General features: G+C 46.9%; 24 protein-coding genes. 11 read left to right on the top strand and 13 right to left on the bottom strand.

Annotation, left to right across the window (positions count from 1 at the left end):
* Window positions 1-55 precede the first annotated feature (55 nt).
* From UC15_RS17440 to UC15_RS17425, 4 genes are all read left to right on the top strand, one after another.
* On the top strand, window positions 56-841 hold the full coding sequence (locus UC15_RS17440) for an alpha/beta fold hydrolase (RefSeq protein WP_112289666.1): 786 nt from the start codon (window positions 56-58) through the stop codon (window positions 839-841).
* A 387-nt stretch (window positions 842-1,228) separates the two neighbouring features.
* Window positions 1,229-1,714 (top strand): Hcp family type VI secretion system effector, encoded by a 486-nt coding sequence (locus UC15_RS17435; protein WP_112289664.1) that lies wholly within the window; start codon window positions 1,229-1,231, stop codon window positions 1,712-1,714.
* Window positions 1,715-1,724: 10 nt separating this feature from the next.
* Window positions 1,725-2,168: an STM2901 family protein gene (locus tag UC15_RS17430; protein ID WP_112289662.1), complete on the top strand. Its 444-nt coding sequence runs from the start codon at window positions 1,725-1,727 to the stop codon at window positions 2,166-2,168.
* Entirely contained in the window at window positions 2,162-2,497 is a 336-nt protein-coding gene (locus UC15_RS17425; RefSeq protein ID WP_112289660.1) for a DUF1493 family protein, read from the top strand. Before UC15_RS17430 ends, UC15_RS17425 begins: the two co-directional genes overlap by 7 nt.
* A gap of 128 nt (window positions 2,498-2,625) precedes the next feature.
* On the opposite strand, the gene UC15_RS17420 is transcribed toward UC15_RS17425, so the two are convergent.
* The 4 genes from UC15_RS17420 to UC15_RS17405 form a co-directional block, all read right to left on the bottom strand.
* Window positions 2,626-3,261 (bottom strand): DUF421 domain-containing protein, encoded by a 636-nt coding sequence (locus tag UC15_RS17420; RefSeq protein WP_112289659.1) that lies wholly within the window; start codon window positions 3,259-3,261, stop codon window positions 2,626-2,628.
* Between the two features lie 11 nt (window positions 3,262-3,272).
* A complete protein-coding gene (locus tag UC15_RS17415; RefSeq protein ID WP_112289657.1) occupies window positions 3,273-3,716 on the bottom strand; it encodes a DUF3290 domain-containing protein in 444 nt (147 codons plus the stop codon).
* Window positions 3,717-3,948: 232 nt separating this feature from the next.
* A complete protein-coding gene (locus tag UC15_RS17410; protein ID WP_232829938.1) occupies window positions 3,949-4,314 on the bottom strand; it encodes a GNAT family N-acetyltransferase in 366 nt (121 codons plus the stop codon).
* A 236-nt stretch (window positions 4,315-4,550) separates the two neighbouring features.
* Window positions 4,551-5,096, bottom strand: a complete 546-nt coding sequence (locus UC15_RS17405) for a cysteine hydrolase family protein (RefSeq protein WP_112289654.1) — start codon at window positions 5,094-5,096, stop codon at window positions 4,551-4,553.
* 484 nt (window positions 5,097-5,580) lie between these two features.
* Between UC15_RS17405 and UC15_RS17400 the strand changes: the two genes are divergently transcribed.
* The 3 genes from UC15_RS17400 to UC15_RS17390 all read left to right on the top strand — a co-directional run bounded on the left by UC15_RS17400 (window position 5,581) and on the right by UC15_RS17390 (window position 8,826).
* Window positions 5,581-6,018 carry an N-acetyltransferase gene (locus UC15_RS17400; RefSeq protein WP_112289652.1) on the top strand — a complete coding sequence of 146 codons (438 nt, stop codon included), beginning with the start codon at window positions 5,581-5,583 and terminating at the stop codon, window positions 6,016-6,018.
* A 176-nt stretch (window positions 6,019-6,194) separates the two neighbouring features.
* Window positions 6,195-7,463: an MASE1 domain-containing protein gene (locus UC15_RS17395; protein ID WP_112289650.1), complete on the top strand. Its 1,269-nt coding sequence runs from the start codon at window positions 6,195-6,197 to the stop codon at window positions 7,461-7,463.
* A gap of 37 nt (window positions 7,464-7,500) precedes the next feature.
* The gene (locus tag UC15_RS17390; protein ID WP_112289648.1) at window positions 7,501-8,826 is read left to right on the top strand and encodes an HdeD family acid-resistance protein; all 1,326 of its coding nucleotides are present in this window, start codon (window positions 7,501-7,503) and stop codon (window positions 8,824-8,826) included.
* Between the two features lie 28 nt (window positions 8,827-8,854).
* Here UC15_RS17390 and UC15_RS17385 read toward each other — a convergent pair whose 3' ends face one another.
* Both UC15_RS17385 and UC15_RS17380 read right to left on the bottom strand, forming a co-directional pair.
* Complete coding sequence (locus UC15_RS17385) at window positions 8,855-9,190, bottom strand: multidrug efflux SMR transporter (RefSeq protein WP_112289647.1); 336 nt, start codon at window positions 9,188-9,190, stop codon at window positions 8,855-8,857.
* A gap of 416 nt (window positions 9,191-9,606) precedes the next feature.
* On the bottom strand, window positions 9,607-10,542 hold the full coding sequence (locus tag UC15_RS17380) for a LysR family transcriptional regulator (protein ID WP_112289645.1): 936 nt from the start codon (window positions 10,540-10,542) through the stop codon (window positions 9,607-9,609).
* 451 nt (window positions 10,543-10,993) lie between these two features.
* Between UC15_RS17380 and UC15_RS17375 the strand changes: the two genes are divergently transcribed.
* Window positions 10,994-11,893, top strand: a complete 900-nt coding sequence (locus UC15_RS17375) for a hypothetical protein (protein WP_112289644.1) — start codon at window positions 10,994-10,996, stop codon at window positions 11,891-11,893.
* 377 nt (window positions 11,894-12,270) lie between these two features.
* A complete protein-coding gene (locus UC15_RS17370) occupies window positions 12,271-12,891 on the top strand; it encodes an acyl-homoserine-lactone synthase (RefSeq protein ID WP_112289642.1) in 621 nt (206 codons plus the stop codon).
* Here UC15_RS17370 and UC15_RS17365 read toward each other — a convergent pair.
* From UC15_RS17365 to UC15_RS17345, 5 genes are all read right to left on the bottom strand, one after another.
* Window positions 12,863-13,612 carry a LuxR family transcriptional regulator gene (locus UC15_RS17365; protein WP_112289640.1) on the bottom strand — a complete coding sequence of 250 codons (750 nt, stop codon included), beginning with the start codon at window positions 13,610-13,612 and terminating at the stop codon, window positions 12,863-12,865. The two genes, UC15_RS17370 and UC15_RS17365, sit on opposite strands and share 29 nt — an antisense overlap.
* Before the next feature lie 351 nt (window positions 13,613-13,963).
* Window positions 13,964-17,038: an efflux RND transporter permease subunit gene (locus tag UC15_RS17360; protein WP_112289639.1), complete on the bottom strand. Its 3,075-nt coding sequence runs from the start codon at window positions 17,036-17,038 to the stop codon at window positions 13,964-13,966.
* A complete protein-coding gene (locus UC15_RS17355; protein WP_112289637.1) occupies window positions 17,035-18,135 on the bottom strand; it encodes an efflux RND transporter periplasmic adaptor subunit in 1,101 nt (366 codons plus the stop codon). The genes UC15_RS17360 and UC15_RS17355 overlap by 4 nt, the downstream gene beginning before the upstream one ends.
* Window positions 18,136-18,207: 72 nt before the next feature.
* Window positions 18,208-18,822: a TetR/AcrR family transcriptional regulator gene (locus UC15_RS17350; protein WP_232829936.1), complete on the bottom strand. Its 615-nt coding sequence runs from the start codon at window positions 18,820-18,822 to the stop codon at window positions 18,208-18,210.
* A 247-nt stretch (window positions 18,823-19,069) separates the two neighbouring features.
* The gene (locus UC15_RS17345; RefSeq protein WP_112289636.1) at window positions 19,070-19,594 is read right to left on the bottom strand and encodes a phenolic acid decarboxylase; all 525 of its coding nucleotides are present in this window, start codon (window positions 19,592-19,594) and stop codon (window positions 19,070-19,072) included.
* Window positions 19,595-20,143: 549 nt separating this feature from the next.
* Between UC15_RS17345 and UC15_RS17340 the strand changes: the two genes are divergently transcribed.
* Window positions 20,144-20,611: a DUF3237 domain-containing protein gene (locus UC15_RS17340; protein WP_112289635.1), complete on the top strand. Its 468-nt coding sequence runs from the start codon at window positions 20,144-20,146 to the stop codon at window positions 20,609-20,611.
* 26 nt (window positions 20,612-20,637) lie between these two features.
* The gene (locus UC15_RS17335) at window positions 20,638-21,114 is read left to right on the top strand and encodes a glutathione peroxidase (protein ID WP_112289633.1); all 477 of its coding nucleotides are present in this window, start codon (window positions 20,638-20,640) and stop codon (window positions 21,112-21,114) included.
* 91 nt (window positions 21,115-21,205) lie between these two features.
* Here the strand turns inward: UC15_RS17335 and UC15_RS17330 are convergent, their stop codons facing one another.
* Window positions 21,206-21,649, bottom strand: a complete 444-nt coding sequence (locus UC15_RS17330) for a PACE efflux transporter (protein WP_112289631.1) — start codon at window positions 21,647-21,649, stop codon at window positions 21,206-21,208.
* Window positions 21,650-21,790: 141 nt separating this feature from the next.
* Window positions 21,791-23,209, bottom strand: a complete 1,419-nt coding sequence (locus UC15_RS17325) for an MFS transporter (protein ID WP_112289630.1) — start codon at window positions 23,207-23,209, stop codon at window positions 21,791-21,793.
* Between the last annotated feature and the right edge of the window lie 12 nt (window positions 23,210-23,221).

Raw genomic sequence — 23,221 nt, 5'->3', positions numbered from 1 at the left:
ATTGGTGAGGGATCGTATAAGTTAGGTGTTCATTCACTTCAGGAAGGACACTGACATGGCTGTTTTACCTACGCATCATGGGGATATTGATTATCTGGATATCGGTCAGGGCGACACGACGCTGTTCCTCATGCCGGGCTGGTGTCAGCCGAAAACCGTCTTCAATGACTTCGCTAAACTGGCCGCCGAATTCTTCCGTGTCGTCATCATTGACTGGCGTGGCCATGGTAAGTCATCGACCGATGGTCATGATTTTGACGGTGCGGCGTTATTAACCGATGCGTTGACCTTGATTGACCATCTGGGCCTGACCCGCGTTGTGCCTGTTTCCGTCGCGCATGCCAGCTGGATAGCGGTTGATTTGGCAGAAAGTATGGCGGATCGCGTGCCTCAAGTCATATTCCTTGACTGGATCATGAATGAACCTGCGCCGGCGTTCTTCACGTCAATCAAAGAGATGCAACGTGAAGACAACTGGCAATCTGCGCGGGATGAACTGTACGATTTTTGGTTAGCGGGCAGCGACTCGTCCATTATTAATGATCATCTAAAAATCGGGATGTCTGAGTCCGGTTACACACTGTGGCGCCTTGCAGGACAGGTGATTAGCGACGCCTATCATCAATACGGCTCACCGCTCCAGCGTCTGGAAAAACTCAAAAATCCCCCCAGGGCTACACACATCTACTCCCTCGACAGAGATGACGATTACTTAGCCGTACAGCAGCGTTTTGCTCAGGCGCATGATTTCTTTGATGTGAAACGCCTTGAAGATGCGAGAACTCATCTGGCTGTACTTGAAAAACCGGGCGATGTGCTGACGGCGATAATGAATAAGTAAGGAAAAAATCCCACAACAAGAGAAACCATCAGGGTGGACTGAGTAGTCCACGGTAGAGTCCATTCAGGATGCGGGGCGAATTATTCTATCCATATATTAATTGTGCTTCTCTGCGCGTGTAGTGATTTATTAGAATGATAAAAGCTAGTCATTCTAATGTTTGTTATCAATAACTGTGTTTTTAAACTTCCTGCTGCCTTCACGAAAGAAATAAGCCGCTGTTTTCAATGAATTAAAAGGTTCAACAAAAGCAATTTTGATGCTTTTCTAATCAGCCAAAAACTCATAATAAACTTCTGAAACTTTTATTTTTACGTGATTCGCTAATTGTTTCCTGCTCTGCGAAGGAATAGCTTAAAGCCTCACCTTTAAAAGGAATTTATAAAAATGGCAATCCCAGCTTATCTATGGCTTAAAGACGATGGCGGCGCACTGATCAAAGGTTCTGTAGATGTTAAAGATCGTGAGCATTCAATAGAAATCACCAGCTTCAGCCATAACCTCTATATCCCCACGGATGGTAATACCGGTAAGTTGACCGGTACACGTGTTCACGGTGCACTTATTTTCGAGAAAGAATTCGATAGCTCATCCCCATACCTGATGAAAGCAGTGGCAACGGGTCAATGCCTTGCTTCGGCTGAGTTCAAATGGTATCGAATTAATGATGCAGGTCAGGAAGTGGAATACTACAACATGCTGTTGGAAGGGGTGAAAATCGTCTCTGTAACTCCGATGATGCACGATTGCAAAACCGCTATTCATTCAGGCCATCTGGAGCAGGTTCAGGTTCGTTACGACAAAATCACGTGGCGTTACCTCGACGGAAACATTCAGTATTCTGACGCATGGAATGAGCGCGTAACCGGGTAGGTGCTGCAACATGGATACGGTTGAAGAGCTAAACGGAACGTACTTCTATCGAGGATTCTCTAATCTGTCATCAGGTGAATTGCTGTTCTGGGTGTTTCTGGACACTACCGCTGAACATTTCGGTGTTGATGACTTCCTGACGATTGGCCTGATTCTGCTTGGTCAGCCAACTCTAGGTACGCGCGGTAAGCCTAGGGGGACAACACAGGGAACATCACCATTGAGTCAGCAGTTGCGTCATTATCTGGACATTGAAACCAGACGTTTACCCACGCTGACAACGGGGAGTATTAAGCGCCTTGAGTTCAGCTATGTGACAAATCTGGGTGCTTTCGTTGGTCGGTGGATCCCCATTCTGGGAATTATCATCATAGCTGCTGATGTCTCGACGATTGCCTATAAAGCAACGAACAAGTACAACACCATAGCGCGGGGTAATGACAAACTATGGTAGTAAGCAACGAGGATGTCATAGAGTGGTACAGGCAGCGGTTCAACAAGCCTGTTCTGTTCTCTAAGAAACAGATTCCGGTCACGATTGACACCAGCCTGTCAACAGGTCGCTATGTCTGGGCAAGTGAAGCTGGTGCTGAAATCATGGAAGAGTATTTCCAGAAATTTGATGTAGACCCTGCTGGATTCGATTTCTATAAATACTGGCCTGTAGAGACCTTTATCTTATTTGCACTGTGCACGTCTGGCGCTGATGACGATGAACCTCAACCTTTGACCCTGCAAATGCTGGCAGAATCAGCCAGGGCAGGTAAATGGCTCTATGACTGACTCAAACTGGGTATCGGTTATTGATCCTAATTCTAACCCGGCTAAAGGCCGGGTTTTTACATGTACGGACTGCCTGTCGATCACCCGCTACATCATCGATACCGTGAGAACTGATTCAAGTCCGGCAGTTATCGCGTATATCCGTACAAATTAATCCTGCCCGAAAGGTATTCACCCAAGTAGACTTCACTGATTTTTTTGAAACCTTGCTCGGCGATCCTTGCTTCTAACCATTCAGCGTCTTTATTAATTATCTCAAGCAGATCGAAGTTTGCTGATCCATCCACGATGATGGGATAACGAATATTCTCGTCACCGCTTTGGATAATTGTTAACTGACCATTTTGTTCGAGGACCACGCGTTTAAGCTGTTCAACTTCATAAATGCCATTAGATCTTAACTTAAACATCAGGTCATTAGCTGAAACGCCATTTCTCAAACATTCTTTAACATCCACATTGCCGTTATGTACCAGCGTAATGGGTTTACCATCAATAATCCGCTTCACAAACCGGTTATTTTCTTTCAGGAATTTAAGAATGAAGACCAGCAACGTCCAGATAATTAAGACCAACACAAATTGCAGCACTGTAATTGATTCATTGTAGATGACACCACCGATGATCCCGCCCAGAACGTAATTCTGAACCTGATCCATAGCAGACGTCGGGGCAAGATTGCCTTTGCCCATAAGGTTGATTTGGACAATCAGGCACAGTATCCCCAGCCCCAATTTGATGATAATAGGTGTGTATATAGGCATTTGATTTCTCGTTATTTTATGATGTTAACTTCCGGGTTTGTTAACCAGACGTCCGTTAAGTTATAGGTGTTTTGATCTGAACTTAAGTTAACACGGTAATAGCCGTCGTTAACTTTAACGATCACGCCATCGGATAACTGCACTGAGCTGGAATAAATATCATTTATGCTGACATTCTTTTCTTTTGATAATAACGTGACAAAATTAACCATTTGCGACGACTGGGAGTGAATATTTTCACTGTTTGCATAATCTGCATACTGAACACCTGAAACGAACAGCAAAAACAAAAAAGCAATAATCGTCAAATCCCGATATCGGGTCTGCAGGCGATGGCGCATATACAAGCTGAAAACGACAATCAAAACAAACAATGTACTGAAAATAATTACATACTTAAGGTAATCATTTATATTTGACTGCGTTTGCAGATAATTTATCCCATAAAAATTCATACTAAAATCATTCCTTGTTGATTAAGGCTCTCTGCTTTTTATAATTATAGCAACGTATTGTCAATTATCTTGATGGTGATGAGTGTTTTTGTTAAAAAAAAAGAGTAAGCGTCAAATCCTTTGAGTATTACACGGACTTTATTTATACATTATTTTCACAAATTCAAGTGATACTACGACATTCTCTTCTCACTGCCCCGCCTGACAGGATTCTATAGAGGGGCATAACTCATTAACTATCTTTGCGTACAATTGAATTACAGAATGCTCTTCTCTTTTTCTCTAATCTGATATCAACATCATTAATAACCGCGTCATTACCCCAACCGAGATGTCTGTAAAATTTCGCAGCACGGCTATTCTTATCGGTTTCCAGCCAGACTACATCATGGTGTTTAAATAACTCTTGCTCAGCAGCCATGACAAGCTTACGCCCTGCCCCTTTATTTTCATATTCCGGGCGAACAAATGCCGCAAAGAGGCAGCCTTCATCCTGTAAAATCATTGAAAAACCGATAATTTTTTCATTATCAACTGCTACCCAGGCACAGGGGTTTTTCAGGATCATATCTGCCACAACGCTTTCAGTGATCCCCATCAACCGCATTTCCTCACGACTGAGATGATTTTCTATCACCGACGTTCTCACATCGAAAATACTCCCGACATCAGAAACAAGTGCTGGTCTTATGTTTATACCCATCAGATAAGGTCTCAGGCATGATTTAAAATGTGATGATACCAAATATATCAACCAGATACTCACCCGACAGGTTCGTGGCAGAAACGAAAATGGATTTTTTAGCCGCCCTGCGGACGGCTCTCCGCTCAAACTCATTTGTCAGGAGCAAATCTCAAGTTATCGGCAGTTGCCAGAGTCACAAACGGCCCGGCCAGCGTGACATTGTGATGAGCAATAATTTCATTTGCTGATAAAAATTCGTTATCCATTGTTGTATGCGCATCTGAAATCAGCACGGTTTTGAATCCCAGTTCCGAGGCAACCCTGCAGGTTGTGTCGACACAAAATTCTGTTTTCATCCCGGCGATAACCACCCGCTTCACGCCTCGCTGGATGAGCTGAAGCTGCAGGCCGGTATCGCGGAAACAGCTGGGGTGCTTTTTAATAAATACGATATCCCGCTCAACGTTCACGTCCATTTCAGGTATCAGTTGTGTTAACGGACTTTGTTCAGATAAGGGGGAGTCATCGGGTCCGGTGTGGCGGGCGAAAAAGACGGGCACCTGAGCCTGTCTTGCTTTTGCAATCAGCAGACAAATATTCGACAGAACCGCTCCGGCGGAATGCGGAGATGTCGGGCCACGGAAAAGTCCTTGCTGCATATCGATAACGATAAGTGCGTTTTCAGATGAAATCATAATGTTTCTCCATTCAGAATATTATGAACGGAGAGATTTTCTTCCCCGTCCGGATTGGCGGGGAGTGAGGATCTGTTTTGTCAGGAGTCAGTCACAGATACGCCCACACCACCGCAGGTTACGGTAGTGGTGGTGACTGTGGTTGTTGGCTGAACTGACTTAATCATTTTCTGACCTTAACTTATTTATTGAAAATCAGGCACTGGAAACAGCAGAAATCATAAATACTGCTCATTGCTTATAACACTGAGCAAATACCGGATTCAATACATTTAACCTGAATGAAGTACAGCCCTTGTTGCCGCGAAAAAGCGCCTATACCGGCTTTTGCTCAAAGCAGGCGGTAAGATATCTCATCTCAACAGATGGACTGCCGAAGCATGCTTAAGTGCAAGTGGCAGAGCAAAACAGAAAAAAAGCTGGGATTTTGGATTTACGACTGTATATTTAAACAGTTATTTATACAACGAATAGGCCATTTGAAATGAATAGCACTGTTGAAGAGATAAGTTTTGAGATTTGTGAAAATGCTGATGCGGAACAATTATTACCCATTGAAGAAGGGCTTAATGATTTCAACGATTTAATGACGGGGATCAGTGATCGTAAGCCATTATCGGTATTAATAAAATCAACGAAAACGGGTGAAGTTCTTGGAGGAATGCAAGGACGTTCCTCACTGGGCCTCCTTTTTATAGATCTTTTCTATCTACCACCAGAGCTGCGGAGAATGGGGCTTGGCACAGATATCCTAAATCGCTTCGAGGATGAAGGGCGAAGAAGGGGCTGCACTGCAGCATTTTTGTATACGATAAGCTTTCAGGCTCCTGATTTTTACAAAAAACACGGTTGGGAAGAGTTTGGCCGTATTGACTGCGCGCCTGAAGGAACAAGCCGGATATTTATGAAGAAATCCTTGTAAATCCAATTTTATCTTTCAGCTGGGATGTACTCTTTTCGCTCAAGAAAATGTAGCCCCTGCAATACTCTCTGAAGAGCTGATTTTGTAATTTCAGCAAAGGGTTGTTAAAATTTATGTTAATTAACGATCCACAGCAGCGATGCTGCGTCCTTTACCTGACCCAAAGTTGACCAGAAATGAAAACGAATATCCCCTCCTGGCTGCAGCAAACTGCGATCCTGCTCTTATGGGGGCTGGTTTATTATTTATCAGGATTGATGTCTCTCAAATTTGACGACACAAATTCTGCGATTGCTATAGTGTGGTTTCCTCCTGGCGTGGCGGTAGCAGCCTTTTTATCTGCTCGCTGGCGCCATTATCCCGCGCTTATCCTTATCTTTGTTCTGGCGAGCGTACTACAGGACCGGGCCTGGCAGAATCTCCCCACTTTTCTTATCTCAGTGGGTTATTCACTCCTCGAAATGCCCGCCAACGTTCTCATTGCCTGGATCGTCCGGCGTTTCGCGCGGCCAAATGATGATCTGCATGTCATTATTTTGTGGATATGCTCCACTTTTGTGATCAGCATGTTGGATGCGCTAATCGTGGCGGGAGGTTACGCTTTCTTCAGCGGACAGCCGATAATGACAACTATCTGGAACGGTTTCGTTGCTGACGTGACTGGGATTTTCTTTGCCACAACTGTGGTGATGGGTTTCGTGAACAAGCGTGGCCATCAGGCTTTCCTCCCCTGGACGAAGCTGCTGGGAGGCCTTGCCTTGTTGCTATCGATCTGTGCCCTGACAGTATTTATTTTCGGCTATAGTGACACATGGCTTAAAACCGAAGCTCCCGCGCTATATTTCGCCCTTTCCTGCTTGCCTATTGTCCTGAGTTTGATGCTCGCCCTGGTATGGGGCAATCGTGGAGGATCCATCGGCCTGCTGGTATTAGGGCTGATTGTCATCCATTTTACCGACATGCATCAGGGCCCGTTCTTTCTGCACAAACTTAGCCTCGTCGAGTCACTGCTACTGGCGCTAAGTTATCTTTCTGCGACAGCATTGCTCATCGTATTTGTACGCGTATTAAGACGCTCGACAACCCGTTTCAATCCAGATACAGGCAGGCTTTCAGGTAACGGCGTACTTTACAGACTTGAGCCTGAAACTGGCAAGTTTACCTGGGAAAATGATCTCTCTTCACTGCTGGATTCTGCTTCTCTGACAGAGTTCGATACGGTTGAGAAAGTGCTAAGTCATGTACATCCTTCAGACAGAGAAAAACTCAATCAACACTGGTTCAATTCGATGTCAAGCCAGCACGATACTGTCATTTTTCGTATTAAGTCGAATAATGATGAGTGGCTAACGCTGGTTGACAGCGGCGGTATCACCATGGCAAATGCTGACTCGTTGATTATTGTCGGGAACTGGCAGTCCAGCCATTACGATTTGGCTATTTAAACTCAGACGTCATGATTTAATAAAGAGAGACCGACTTGTGATACAGATTGCATTATTATTGTTCGGCGTGGATTTTATGCGTTACTGGGGCAAATATCTGATCCTGTTTGGGATCCTGTGGAGCCTGTTCGGACTGGCCATCTTCCTCGACGGTCTGGACGGAGTGACGTACTTCCCTCTGCGATTTTTTGGCTTGCTGTTGCTCACGGAAAGTTTAGTGACGCTGAGCATAGCGTCGGGAGGCATCGGTGCGCAAAAAGCACTCCTCTACTTTAAGGGAGGCATATTTTGTTTCGTCTCGCTTCTAATCTTATCAAACCAGTCTTATAGCAATTTGCTCCTGGCGATCGTATTCGGATTTGCCTATTTCGTGATTGGTCTGTTTGTGGTTTTCTCGGCGTGGATTGTGCGTTTCCCTAACTGGAAGAGCTCTTTTTTGAACGGCCTGGCACAAATCTTTTTTGCCATTTTCATATTCAGTCCCTACCCAACACATTACAAGGCTACGGTCTCTTTCTTCCTGGGAACATTGATGGTTTTCAGCGGTATTCATACCGTACGCCTTGCTCTTCGGGTTATGCGACTGCAGGAAGGGACTTCTGTATTCGAACTTTTAGCGCCTGAAGGTATAGGATTTGAGTTCAATAAAGGTGGCGCGGCAAAGCCAGAAGTTGCTTCGCAAGTTATTACTGATTTTCGCGAACCCCTCACCGTTCATATATGGACGCCCGAAGGGACAGCCAGCGCATCGACTATTCCACGCCCGGTGATCAACCGTTACATAGCCGCAGTAGACTCGGAAGGTGTAATATCAACCGGCCATGCTGCGCTGGAAGTCCCTGACAGTATTTACATCAGCCTGTACCCAGCGGAAGATATCGACCGGTCGCCATCGGAGTTCCTGAATACACTTAAAGCAACACGCGATAATGATGTTTTGGGTAAGTTTCAGCCTGACTATGCCACCGAGGCAGCAGAATGGTGCCATTCAGATCGTAAAATTTGTTTCACCAAATACAACGGAACAGCTTTACACCGTTTTTGGAGTGACTACAAGTTAACAAAGACCTATAACCTGACCTACCGCAACTGTTCAAGCAGTGTTGCCTACGCGTTGGAAAACGCCCTGGATGGTGTGCTCTCCGGACGTACTGAAAGCTGGTTATCCATAATCAGAACGCTCACTATGCCTGAGCTTTGGGTTGCCGCTCAGTTACGCAAACGCGCTATCTCAATGGCCTGGACGCCAGGTCTGGTGATGGATTACTCCAGGGCGCTGCGCAGCATCATCCATCCGGTACCAAAGCCCTGGTATCAACGCGTTCGCTTCAAACGGCATGACAACAGAGAGGCCGATGAATAGCGCACTGACTGGATATCTTGGGAGTCAGTCAGTGGGAAACGGATTTAGAGAACAGCTGGATAATCAAAATTCCCACAGCAATAAAAACCATGCCCATGATGGCAGGAAGATCGAGTTTCTGCTTATAAAACAGGAATGACATTATAGAAACCAAAAAGATCCCCATCCCCGCCCAAATCGCGTAAGCGATACCAATATTCATGGTCTTGACCACCTGGGAAAGACCATAAAACGAAATAGCATATCCCACCACCACAACGATGCTTGGGATTATTCGGGTGAAGCCATCGGAAGCTTTCATCATGGTTGTGGCCAGCGTTTCAGCGCAGATAGAAATGGCGAGAATAATGTAGGTGTTGAGCATCTTCTTTCCTCTTGTACAAAATATCTGGAAGAGTATATAACCCGACTCAATCTAAAGTTTAAACAACCGGGAAATCATCCGCTATTAAACACGTCGCGGCGGCAACCGAAGCTCAGGGCTTATATCCACGCCACGTCTGGACATGAATTTTTTTTTCTGATGCTTTGGTTGACGGGCGACGACTGCGCCTGTAGACGAAGACCGACGTTTACACCCGCAAATGCGGGGGCAGAATTGGCGCTCGTCAGAGGTGGCTGGGATGCTGAACAGTATAGCGCTCAGGCTTCCTTTACCGCAGTTGCTGAAGTCCGCCAATGGTTGTGCCGGGTGTTCCTGATTATGGCTGGATCACCTACGGGGAACGGGGCAAGATCCTGCATGACTCACTGAGCGTTGTAGCAAATCCTGAGTGCAGGTCATTTTAAATAAACCTGGTTAAAATTGTTCCATTTTTTTTCCACATAATTAATAAAATCTAAAAACAGAGGGGAATAATAGGGTCTATGCATCCAGACAAGATAGACGGGTATATTAGCCAGTTTCCATTCAGGAATGATCTGCACAAGTTTTCCGTCGTGGATATGTGTTAATGCTAGCCATTTAGGCGTGCCCAGAAGCAGCCCTTTTCCTTCAAGGAGTAAGTTAAAAAGAGCCAGAAAATCGTTAGATTTAATAGCAGGCTTGTGATTTTTGTCTAAGGAAACTGTTTCATCCCCTTTTGAAAAAATCATATTATCTTTTAGATTACAATTATCCACCATCAACAGGGTATGCCCTTCGAAATTGTCGGGCCTGTCAAAAATATTAAATTTTTTAATGTATTCAGGAGAGGCGCAGCTAATAAGCTCAACAGAGCTTAGTTCTCTATGCACCAGTTCTGGTCTTTGAATATTTCCGTATTGAAGTGCTACATGATCGAAGTTTTTCACATCATGATTGAATTCAAAAAGCTCCTGTGATTTTATCTCCACCCTGGCCATAGGGTTTTTTATTATATATTCACTTGTCCAATGATTAGCAAGCAACTGACATACCACAGAGGGTACGGAGAATTGTATGTCCCCCTGAATTAAGAGTTCAGGATTCTGTAATTCTGACAGCAGGGACTGAAAGGATTCAGTAATATTCTTCGCTTTACTATACGCAATATGACCCGCAGAAGTGATTTCAAAATTACGAGCATCCCTCTTTATCAGCATCGTTTGGACATAATCCTCTAACCTGGATATAGCCTTGCTCACGGTGCTGACACTAACACCGAGCTCACGAGCAGCAAGAGAAAGGTTCGCCTTCTCAATTGTCTTTATAAAAATCACCCAATCACGAAGCTCGCGAGTGTTATTATATTTCAAGTTTCACCTGCAAAGAAATAAAAACAAAATTTACTATAGCATGAAATTTTAAATAAGGGATAAACATGATGCTCTGGTAACTATATAGCATAATTTTCTATTATGTTATTTTATTATGTAGCTAACTACATAATTCCAATTTTTCCAAATTGGAAAAGTTAATTTTCCCACTTGTTCATTCACTTGTTTGAAATGTAAATGTATTATAAACGAATTGATTTTTTAGGCTTAACATTTGAATAGAATGAGAACTAATCATGAAAAAAAAGCATTTAATACCTTTAGGTTTACTCATTGTTTTTTCTCTTTCTCAGGGTTTAAGTTATTTCAAAGTTTGCATCCCTCATGCTATTAAAAGAACTGCAAGAGCAGTAGCCAACGGGTACTTCATTAAAATATTTGTATTGATAGCGTTAAATTGAAATTTAATTTATTTTAAAAGATTGAAATTATGAATAAAATGTTCAAGAAAATATTTGGCTGGGAATGTTCTTCATTCGACATATATCAACAGAGTTATTACAAGTTTGGCGGAAGTGTAAATACACACCCTAAAATCTTGCAGTATCTGTTAGATAAGAAAATATGCGAAATAGATTTTTATCATTATAAAAATAAAGATATCATCCAAGGTTGTTTTTTTGAAATCAGTAATAAGATTGGCGTTAATCTGTGGAGAACATATCCCATAACGAGTGATGAAATCATATTACCTGTAAACATAGATAAGAAAGTATTCCTCCCGGGACGTTCAAATAAGATATCCTCTGCCCATTCCAACCATTTTTACAATACAATTTTCACTAAGTTCAGACCAAAGAAGAAATTTATATGTCTGGCCAAGGATGATTTTTCAAAAAAGAGCCATAAAAACAGAAGGAATGAATTCAATAAATTCATTAAAGAGGGAGGTGTCGTTAAAAATGTAAACGAACTACAACCAGAACAACTTGCCAATATATATGTACTTCTTTTCAAAAAAAGATTCCAGGACAATGTGAAATGCTACAGCAAAGAAATTTTGATAGATTTTTTCACATATTTTAAAGATATGATTTTTGGTTATGTTCTTTTTATCGATGGTTCGTTACCCTGCGCATATGATTTTATACTTAAGGCTGAGTCTGATAAATGGATATATTTTGATGTGCCTAATGGGGGTGTAGATCCTGATTACTCACATCTGAGTGTCGGAAGTATACTCATGTGGTTGAATATAAATGAAGCTGACAAGTTATGTAATGATAAAAACAAAAAGAGGCTATTTTCAATTGGATTATATGATCCAAAATGGGATTATAAAACGCGTTGGTGCAATAAGGTGCCTGTTGGTAAAACAATCTTCATGTAAACAGGACCTCAGTTGCAGCCGGTTTGAATTTTATACTGCAACTGCAAAAAGACCCGTTTTAGTTCCACGCACTTTTTGAGATCACGGCCAGATAGATCCCTTCCCAATATCGGTGCCAGGATAAATCAGAGGTCCGGGCGAGATATACCTGCTGATGAAAGCCTTGCTCAGATTTGAGTCAAATCAATAAACGCGCAGGTATTGTTGCGGATGTGGGATCGGAACTGTAATTTCCCATTGAGCGGGATTTGACGAGATATTTATTATTTTACTAACATCCTGTTATTCAGTGCATTTTCGGGTCAGCGATTGTCGGGGTTTGTAGGATAATGATGCACGGTTTACGGGATACAACGCTTTATTAACAGGATAATGGGATGCTTGAACTGTTTGACGTGAGCTATGAAGAGCTCAGAATGACCAGAGTAGATGAACTTTACCGGCTAAGAAAAACAACCTTCAGTGACCGCCTGGGATGGGAAGTTGTTTGCAACCAAGATATGGAGTTCGATGAGTTCGACAATGACTCAACACGCTATATTCTCGGACTGTGTAAGGGGAAACTCGTTTGCAGCGTGCGCTTTACCGCTCTCGACCAGCCAAACATGATAACCCATACGTTTCGTGCGTGTTTTGATTCGGTTCCACTTCCTTCTGAGGGAGTTGAGTCGAGCCGTTTCTTTGTCGACAAATTGCGAGCCCGGGAACTTCTCGGCGAACGATACCCTGTTAGTCAGGCACTTTTTCTTGCCATGATAAACTGGGCTCAGGATAACGGACATGCTGGTATTTATACCATCGTAAGTCGCGCTATGTTGACGATATTGAAACGCTCGGGCTGGCAAATACAGACACTTAAAGAGGCATTTCTTAGTGAGCGGGAACGCATCTATCTGATCTATCTTCCTGCCGGGCAAGACGATCAGATGAACATGGCCACAGGACTCAACAGCCAAACAGACTCTTTGTTTACCTGGCCGCTGACGCTGCCGGTATAATCAGCTCCAGTTCAACGCCCAGCCTGATTGCCTGGCGGGCGTTACTGACACCCAACTTAGCAACGACATTTCCCATATGAAACTTTATCGTACTGACTGAAACGCCGATAATAGTCGCAATCTCTGCATAGGTTTTCCCCATACTGGCCCAGTAAAGCACCTCATTTTCACGGAGAGTGAAAATGTTATTTTCCTTTCTCGCCGTAATTTGACGTCCGCGGGCTGATATACCGCCAACAAGCCGATACATCTGTTCATTTATATCGATGAGAAGCATCTGCAAGTTGCCACGTTCAGAAGTCAGTCGCTCTTCCAACTCTTGCTGGCTATTGTCGGCAATGATAAAAGACAGCAATGCCAGATTTCCCATCTGATCATGCAGCACAAATGTATAGCCATTCAGAATGTTGTACTGCCTGGAAAGGGAAAAGATTTTTGTAAATTTCAGTTCAGACATTAGCGTGATGTTTTCGTCCCACGCAAAGGGAGAGGTTCTTTTGAATGCGGTGAGTATTACCGGGTCGGTAAGCTGAAAATTGTTGGTCCGATAAAGATTGACCCACTCATCAGGATAACTGGAGATGATCAGGACTTCTGCAGGGTTTTTTTTCCTCACAACGGTATAGGCATAGTCGGGACTGCCTAGTGGACACAGCTTACGGTCGATATAATCTTTCAATGTTTCAGTGATCGTGTGATTTTGTTCAAAAGCACTAAACATACTGACTCCCTGAGGGCTGCTTATCCCTTAATGCCGACATCTATACTTAAGTACAGGTTTTTTCAGGACTTAAGTACAACTTACGCCCCATTATAATGAATGGTACCTTCTTTAACGAAAAAGAAACCTCACACACTGCTCCGAACAATGTGTGAGGAGGCCAATGGACGGCCAACACCAGGGAAACACTCGTACTAAAACCATAATAAATTAAATTTTAAGAATATAAAATTTTTTTGATAAAAGCGCCCATTGGGTGCTTTTTTTTTGCCCGATTATGTCGGCTAAAAGACCGGCAGAACCGGCCATTATGCGGGCAGGTGATGCAAAACCTTTTTGCCTGCCCGACATTCATTCAGAAACCTTTTCACCGTCAGGTCGGATCCTGAACCAGATCGCATACATTGCAGGCAGAAAGACGAGAGTAATAATGGTGCCGCCGAAAGTCCCGCCAATCAGCGTATATGCCAGCGTTCCCCAGAACACAGAGTGTGTCAGGGGGATAAAGGCCAGAATCGCTGCCATTGCCGTCAGTAAGACGGGTCGTGCGCGTTGAACGGTAGCTTCCACGATGGCATGGAAAGGGCTAAGGCCTTCCTGCTCATTGTGGTGAATTTGGCCTATCAGGATCAGCGTGTTACGCATCAGAATGCCGGACAGTGCGATGAGTCCTACCAGTGCGTTGATGCCAAAAGGTTGCTGGAAGAGAAGCAGCGTAGGCACCACCCCGACCAGCCCCAGCGGCGCCGTCATAAACACCATTATCATTGCCGACATCGACCGCACCTGCACGATGATAATGAGCAGCGTAAGGGCAATCATTATCGGGAATAGCGGCAGCATTGCCTGGGTGGCCTTGTCCGACTCCTCGATGGCACCCGCCTGCTCAATGTGATACCCCGGCGGTAAGGAGGCGATGACCGGCTGAAGCTCGCGTGTGATCGACGCCGACACATCCGGGGGCTGCAAGCCGTCGGCGATATCACCACGCACCGTAATTGTCGGCATTCTGTCGCGACGACGCAGCAGCGGATCTTCCATACGAACTTCGGTTTCACCCAGTTGCGACAGGGGAATGCGCTGCCCCCCGGCGCCAGCAAGCGTCAGTGCGCCAAGCTGAGCCGGATCGAGACGTACCTCTCCCGCCGCCCTGCCCGTGACTTCCACAGAACGAATATCTTCACGGACCGCAGTGACCGGTGCACCACTGAGCAGAAATTGCAACTGCCGGGCTGCGTCGGCGGGTGTCAGTCCCATAGCCTGCAGCCGGTCCTGATTTAACGCGAAATGTATCACCGGTACCCGTGAACCCCAGTCGGTATTAACCGTACGCATCATCGGGCTGGCCTGCATCAGCGTTTTCACTTTGGTGGCAAGCTGGCGAAGGACGTCAGGATCAGGTCCCGTTACCCGATAAGCAACCGGGTATGGGGAATACGGGCCAAACACCAGCTGGGTAACACGCACCTGTGCCTCAGGCGCGAGCCCGTCAGCCACGGTGTCACGCAGGCGTTTTTTAATCGCATCGCGTTCATGCTCACTTCTGGTGAGGACCACGATTTTCGCGAAAGATGGATCCGGCATCTCTGGCGCCATAGCCAGATAGAAGCGCGGCGCGCCCTGGCCGATATAGGATGTTACCGTTTGCGTCTCTTTTTGCTCACGCAGCCAGCGTTCAATCCGGGCAGACGTCATACTGGTCTGTTCAATTGAGGTGCCGTAAGGCATCTGGACTTCAACCAAAACTTCCGGTCGATCGGAGGTGGGGAAAAATTGTTTCTTCACCAGCCCCATACCCAGTATGGCGATGATAAAGCAGCCAATCACCGCGCCGGCTACCCACCACTTACGCCTGATGACCAGAGTCAGCCATTGTCTGAAGCGATTATAATGACGGGTGTTGTAAATCGCCGCGTGACCGCCTTCTATTGGCTTAATGTCAGGCAGCATTTTCACACCGAGATACGGGGTAAAGACCACTGCAACGACCCAGGAGGTGATCAGCGCAATCCCCACAATCCAGAACATGTTGCTGGTGTATTCGCCTGCGGTCGACTGCGCAAATCCGTTGGGCATAAATCCGACAGCAGTGACCAGCGTACCCGCGAGCATGGGGGCAGCCGTATGGCTCCAGGCATAGGCCGAGGCCTTGATACGGTCGTAACCCTCCTCCATTTTGACCACCATCATCTCCAGCGCAATGATGGCGTCATCAACCAGCAGTCCCAGCGCGAGGATGAGCGAGCCAAGCGTTATGCGATCGAAATTTTTACCGGTGGCGGCCATCACGACGAAAACCACGGCGAGGGTTAGCGGCACGGCGGCGGCGACTACAATGCCAACCCGCCAGCCCATGCTGACGAAACACACGACCATCACCACCAGCAGCGCCACAAAGAACTTGATCATGAACTCATCGACAGCAGCACTGATATTGACGGCCTGATCGGAAACGTTAGTCAGCGTCATGCCCAGCGGCATCCCTTCATTAATCGTACTGACTTCTTGTTTTAGTGCTTTACCCAGTTCGAGGCCGTTCCAGCCCTCACGCATCACCACGCTCAGCATTAGCGCGGGCTCCCCATCATTACGAATAAGAAAATCCGGGGGATCGATATAACCGCGCTCTACCTTGGCGATATCCGCCAGCCGTAAAGTATGATTACCGGCAACAACGGGGGTATTACGAATTTTCTCCAGCGTATCCAGCGCACCGTCAAGACGGATAAAGATTTCAGGTCCGCGCGTCTGTATCGAACCTGCGGGCGACAGAACGTTCTGTGCATTAAGCGCAGTAAAAATTTGTTCCGGTGAAATACCGAGTGTGGCCAGCCGGTCATGGGAGAAAGAGACATAAATACGCTCGGCCTGCTCACCAGTAATGGTGACTTTTTTCACGCCGGGCACATGGAGAAGTTGTTGACGGAGCTTCTCGGCGTCACGCGTCAGAAAGCGCTGCGGCTCCCCCTTTGCCTTAAGGGCATACAGCGCGAACACCACATCGGAAAATTCATCGTTAACCATCGGCCCGATCGCCCCCGCGGGCAGATTACGCGCCTCATCACTGAGCTTTTTACGCGCCTGATAAAACTGCTCCTGCACTTCTGACGGCGGAGTACTGTCCTTCAGGGAAACCATGGTGTAAGCCATTCCCGGACGGGTATAAGTCTCGGTACGGTCGTACCATTTCAGTTCCTGGAGGCGCTTCTCGAGAGGTTCCGCCACCAGGTCCTGCATCTCCTGTGAGGTAGCACCGGGCCACGCGGTGATCACCGTCAGCTGTTTGACAGTAAACGGGGGATCCTCAGCCCTGCCCAGTCCGAGAAAAGCCATTACCCCGGCCACGGCTATCAGGATTATCAGGAACAACGTGATTGCCCGTTCGCGCACGGCCAGCGCCGACAAATTAAAGCGATGGCGACTCATGGTGCGATCCCCTCAGGGCCAGCCATCGCCGTTCGCACGGTTTCGCCTTCATGAAGCAGATGCGCCCCCAGAGCAGCTACCTGCTGTCCGGCAGTAAAAGCCCCTGAAACGCGCGCGCTGTCGTCGCTGATGCCGAGTATCGTTACCGCATGCCATTTCACTTTGGCGGGTTTGCCTTCCACCACCCATACGCCAGAACCCCGTCCGGCATCCCATATGGCACTGAGCGGCACCGACCACGAGGGTGAGGTCGCCGAAGATTCCGGGATATGCAGGGTCACGGTCGAGCCTAAGGGGGCACGGGCTGCCGCGCCGCTCAGCACATAGCGCGCCTCAAAGGTACGTGTCGCGTTATCCGCAGAATCCGACAGTTCCCGCAATCTGGCTTCACTGACACTCTGACTACCGTACATGACGGCAGACGCGACCGATCCGACTTGCGGACGCAGCGTCTCCGGGAGACTCACCATCGCCTCGCGCTGTCCGGCACGCGCAAGACGCACTACCGTTTGCCCCGCGCTGACGACCTGTCCGGGATCTGCGAGTGTATCCACAACCACGCCATCAGCATCTGCGCTAAGCACGACGTACTGAGACGCGTTAAGGGCTACGCGCGCCTGCGCCTGAGCGGCACTCAGCTCGGCGCGTGCCGAGTCTGCTGCAGCACGTACCTGACTGTAAGCCGAAGCGGAAATCGCACCGCCACCCACCAGACTACGATAGCGTTTTTCATCCTCGCCGGTCTGACGGGCGCGAGCCTGCGCGGCAGTCACTGCATCCTGAGCAGCACGTGCCTGTAACGCCAGGTCTGCGGGATCCAGCCGAAGCAGCGGCTGGCCTCGCGTGACGCTTTGCCCTTTATCCACCATCCGCTCAAGCACTTTACCTGATACGCGAAAACCGAGATCCCCCTGAAAACGCGCGGCCACAATGCCGTTAAAAACGCGTGATTGTTCCTGAGCAGGTTTGACCTCCGCCGTCCTGATAAGCGGTGGCCGGGTACGCGGATCGTCAGCTGCAGTTGAAGGATCACCGCAAGCGGTCAGCAGAAGCGGGAGCAGACAGGTGACGGACAAAAAAAGAGTGTGCCGGAGCATGGGTTGCCTTACTCAAAAAAAGTATGAGCAACCATTCTCTGACTAGTGACCAATTATGTCAATGGTCACTACTTAAGGTTTCAGGCTCCTGAGCACCACTGCTGTCAGCAGTGCGGCATCAGCTTCTGCGGTATCAAGATAGATTTGCAACTGAATCGGATCGGCGAGGGGTCTTAGCACCAGATAAACAGCGGCAGCCGTTTCATCGAGCGGTGTTATCTGCTCAAACTCACCGGCACTCCGTCCTTCCTGCAAAATATCGACCACGGTTTTGCGCAATCCGGCCTCATAATCAACCGCCGCAGCCCAGCGGTCACGGGATGAGACGGCGGCGATGTCATACAGACGCCTTTCGCGGAAAAACAGCTCAGTGCCGCCCAGCGCAATCACCTGAAAAAGGGTGCGAATTTTCTCTGTGGCGGAGGATGAATCCGCCAGCGCGGCCTCCAGACGGCGGGCAATCTCCGTAAGGCAATTAGTGCAGATCACTTCTCCGATTTCCTGTTTGGAACTGAAAAATTTGTAGATATATGCCTTTGAAAATCCAATGGATCTGGCGAGGTCTGAAACGGTTGTTTTTTCAAAGCCATAATGGCTGAAGTACTCCATTGCGGCATCCACAATCTGATCACGGATAGTGTGATCAGACGGTCCTCGTGTTGTGGTGGACATTTTTTTATCGGTCATTTTCAGCCTGGAAGTTGGTTAATTACACAGATAGCTTGTGACCCTATTATATTTTGGTCACAAGTAAAAATCGTTAAAGTGTTTTTTATTTTCTTTATCGCTGAGAAGTGGTGATGAGGTGACAGGGAAATAAAACAGAAATACGTCGGGGATGTTTCTCAAAATCAGGGCCGCATTCACTATCATTGGGGCGCACCGCGCCCCGGGTTAACAGTCAATACGCGCCAGTCAGGCATCGCTATGAAGATTACTTACCCTCAAAAAAGTCTGAAGGAAGTTGTCCCGGCGGCATATTGATCACCTGGTCATTATCCGGACCTTCATTTTTCATGTAGGTCACTTTGGCAAACTCAGGGATGACCACATAAGGATAAGCGGGGCCTTCATCGCGGAAACGGTGCATATCTTCAATAAACTCATTCTGATAACAGATGGTTTTCTCGGGATGCTGACCCTCCCCGGCTATCCACTGAGGGAAGAAAATGGTCCCGTGGATCACTTTTCTTCGAATATCAAACAGCAGGCTAACGCAGGTGCCGGTAGGTTCGTGCCAGTCGACTTTAAAAATGCCAGGCGCAAATTGCACCGCATTCATCTTCTGATTCGTGACCCAGCGTCCGCCAACTAACCCCTGATGAATTCGATAATCGCAGGTGTTGTCGTTGCGCGCATACCATTCATACTTCCAGCCATTGTCATAGGTATACACGAAATGTGTACCGACAAACTCTGATAAATCACTCGCAAAATCTTTATCCTGGATTGTGTTCATGACATCTCCTTTCAGCGCTGTTGAATATTAAAAGTAAGAGAAAACGTCTGAGTTCGCCAGTCTGGTTGTGTCGAATATCCTGCTCTTTGCTACACTCGTGAGCAAAACGCGCTGCCTGAAGATAAATCTGGAGTTGCGGTTAAGCTCACTACATTCCGCAAGTCCACCCGTGGGCATTTACAATGGTGAACTGAGCATCAACAAGAATTACATCCTGATCGGCATAAATGATTGTTGAAGTAACGCCAAAGCTATTATTTTTCGCTAATTAAAGAACTTTAGTATTTAGTACCATGTTAATTCCTCCTGGCAGCGACATTCCGAAAACTCTACATAATGACCAGAAAATAATATTGTAAAGTAGATATCAGAAAGGAAATTAGTATCCATGAAGAAACCTATTCAAGATAAAAAATATTATTCAAGCCTCTCCAGACAAGGGCACTGCCTCTAAAAATATATTCATTCGAAAATCCGATGAAATTCATTGATATTTTGCGTTTTTCAGATCCTCCCTGATGAACTATCCTTTTTATTAAGGAGATTAATATGCAACCAAAACTAGAATTTAGCTTCAGCATTAGCGTTGTCGTCGACAAACCCATTGTGGTTTCTAATTCAGCGCGGTCTGGCAAGCGACAATTAATCCCCATTCTGGGCGGTCGGGTGTCCGGTGCACTCACTGGTGAAGTTTTGCCTGGTGGCGTGGACAGTCAGATTATTGAACCTGATGGCGTCTGCAGGCTCTCAGCAAGATATGCCTTACGTGTCAATGAGGGCACGATATACATTGAGAACAATGGCATACGGCGTGTACCAGAAGCCTTTACAAATAAACTTTTCACTGATGATATGAGCTTCTTTGATCAGCTTTCTCCATCCGATATCTACTTCAAAACAGTTCCCGTTTTCGAAGTCGATACTCCCGAACTCATGTGGCTGACAAATTCTATCTTTCTCTGCTCCGCTACCCGTACTGAAGCGGGTGTGAAGCTTGATTTTTATCGCGTTGCTTAAGCGTCTGTTGACGTGAGGATCCCGATATGACCACTTTTTATCAACTTTCGGCCACCAGTCTCGAGGGTCAGCCTGTCTCTATGGCTGACTACGCTGGCAAGCTGGTTCTGGTGGTCAATACCGCCAGCCATTGTGGTTTCACGCCACAATATGCAGGCCTTGAAACTCTCTACAAGAAATACGCGACCCGAGGTTTGATCGTACTGGGTTTCCCCTGCAACCAGTTCGGTAAACAGGAACCCGGCGGCGCCGATGAAATCGCGCAAACTTGCCACATCAACTACGGTGTGAGCTTTCCGATGTTCGGGAAAGTGGAGGTTAACGGCGAAGCAGCGCACCCGGTGTTCCGTTACCTTAAGGATGAATTGCCCGGCGCTCTGGGCGGGAGGATCAAATGGAACTTCACTAAGTTTCTGATCGGACGCGACGGAAAACCGCTCAAGCGTTTTGCACCGATCACGACCCCGGAGAAAATGGAAGCGACAATCCTTGCTGCACTTTAAGCAATTTTTTTGGTTTCGGACTTCTCTTCACGAAATCTAATCCCGGAGCCCTGTTGTTCTTCATGATTTTGCCTTTAATAAAATCAGAATATCATTGCGCCGAAGCTTTATTCGCTACAAAACGCCAGCGGATATAATCATAAGTCCAGTTAAAGACTAACGTATAAGGAAGGAAGACAAATATTAACCCTATTTCGACCATGAAAGCCTTAGCTAATGACAAATCGAGTAAAAACATGGCGACTGGCGTCAAAGAAAGTACCAGTACAATTTCAAAAATCACGGCATGCAGAATTCTTACTGTAAAATTCCGTTCGAATGCAAAACGCCTTTGAATTGCGTCAAAAATCTTATTGAAGATATAGTTCCAGATTGTTGCGGTAATCGCGGAGATAACAGAAAGTTTACCAGACTGTAATAAGGACACTTTCAGTACAGTAGAAATAAAAATGGCGATAACGACATTCCCAAGCAATTCGAAAAGCACCGCATGGAAAATCCTCTCGGCTGTGCTTTTATTCAACTCCACTTTCATCTTACCTGACTCCCGTTTACCGCAAATGACCTGACGTTAAACGTTGTAACCTAAACCAATACAAAACACAGCCTTAATCTATGCGATCATTAGTCCATTATCGCTGAACCAGATTTGACGCCCCTTATTGTTACTTAATTGTTATTGTTGTGTCACGACAGAGACGCTGGGTTTTCCTGTTTCGATTTCGGTCGAATTCATTTTTTTACGCGTATGAATTTCCTCAATAATTTTGGCGAAGCGTTCTTCATTAAGTTTATAAAACACGCCCATAATCACAGCCGCCATCACAGCCAGTACGCAGGGCCAGATAAAAATAAGCTGCCGTAAGCCGAGTAATGTCGCACTACTTTGCACCACGTTAGGAATATAACCAATTTGCGTCAGCATAATTCCTGGCAGAAAACCCGCCAGCGCCGCAGAGATTTTGCGCGAAAAGGTGTAACCGGTATACACCGAGCCTTCCGCGCGGATGCCGGTTTTCCATTCGCCGTAATCCACAGTATCCGGCACCAGCGCCCAGTTCAGGCTGTTGACAAAGGCGGTGCCAAAGAACGCCATGCAGGAAAACAGCACAAAACTTAACGAGCTGTTTCCCCAGAGAAAATTGAAAATATCGCCAGCCGCCCACAACAGTAATCCGCCCAGATATACCTGCTTTTTGCCAAAACGTTTCACGCAACCGGGCACCAGAAAGACGCCGAGCAGAATACAGCCCATGCTGAAAAATCCCATCCACGACAGCAGATGAATATCATTGAGGACGTACTGCGTGTAATACACCTGGATCGCCAGTTTGATATTAAACGCCGCCAGCGTACACAGGTTGGCGAGACACAGTACCAGCAACGGCGGATTGCGAAATATGGCGCGAAACGATCGCAGAATGCCGGATTTATGCCCCGCTGGCGTGAGTTCAACGTAACGTTCCCGGACGCCGCGATAACACCAGCCCATGCACAGAATGCCGCAGGTGGCGAAAATCAGCGCAGCGGAGAAATATCCCACCGCGGGAGAGTGACCCAATAACGCCTGCACCGGCATAAACCCGACGGTACACAGCAGTAACCCGAGCGTGGCACCGCCCTGACGCCAGGCCGCAAGTTGTGCCCTTTCATGCGGATTTTTGGTGATGGCGGGCACCATCGCACCGTACGAACAGTTCATCAGGCTGTAGAACAGGCCGAACAGCATAAACAGTACAGTGGCGAGCGCCGTTTTCACCGGCAGGCCAAAATCATTCGCCATAAACTGTGCGGTCGCCACCAGTCCCACCGGCACCGAGGCATACAGAATAAACGGACTGAATTTGCCCCGCGCGCCGATATGGCGGCGGGAATCGAGCAATACGCCGGTCAGCATGTCGGTAAAGGCGGTGAAAAACTTCGCCACCAGAAAGATGATGCCGCCATAAAACGCCGGCATGCCCAGTTCATCGGTATAAAACTTCAGCAGATAAAGCGTCCCGATGCACAGCATCAGGTTCGAGCCAAAATCGCCCATTCCATAGGCGCACTTCTCACGCAGGGTCAGCGGATCAGGGTGATGTAAATCCTTCATAGTCGATCCTCA

This window comes from Rahnella sp. AN3-3W3, from assembly GCF_003263545.1.
Lineage (GTDB): Bacteria > Pseudomonadota > Gammaproteobacteria > Enterobacterales > Enterobacteriaceae > Rahnella > Rahnella variigena.
Note: the sequence above shows the minus strand (reverse complement) of the source record. Positions and strands in the feature narration are given on the sequence as shown.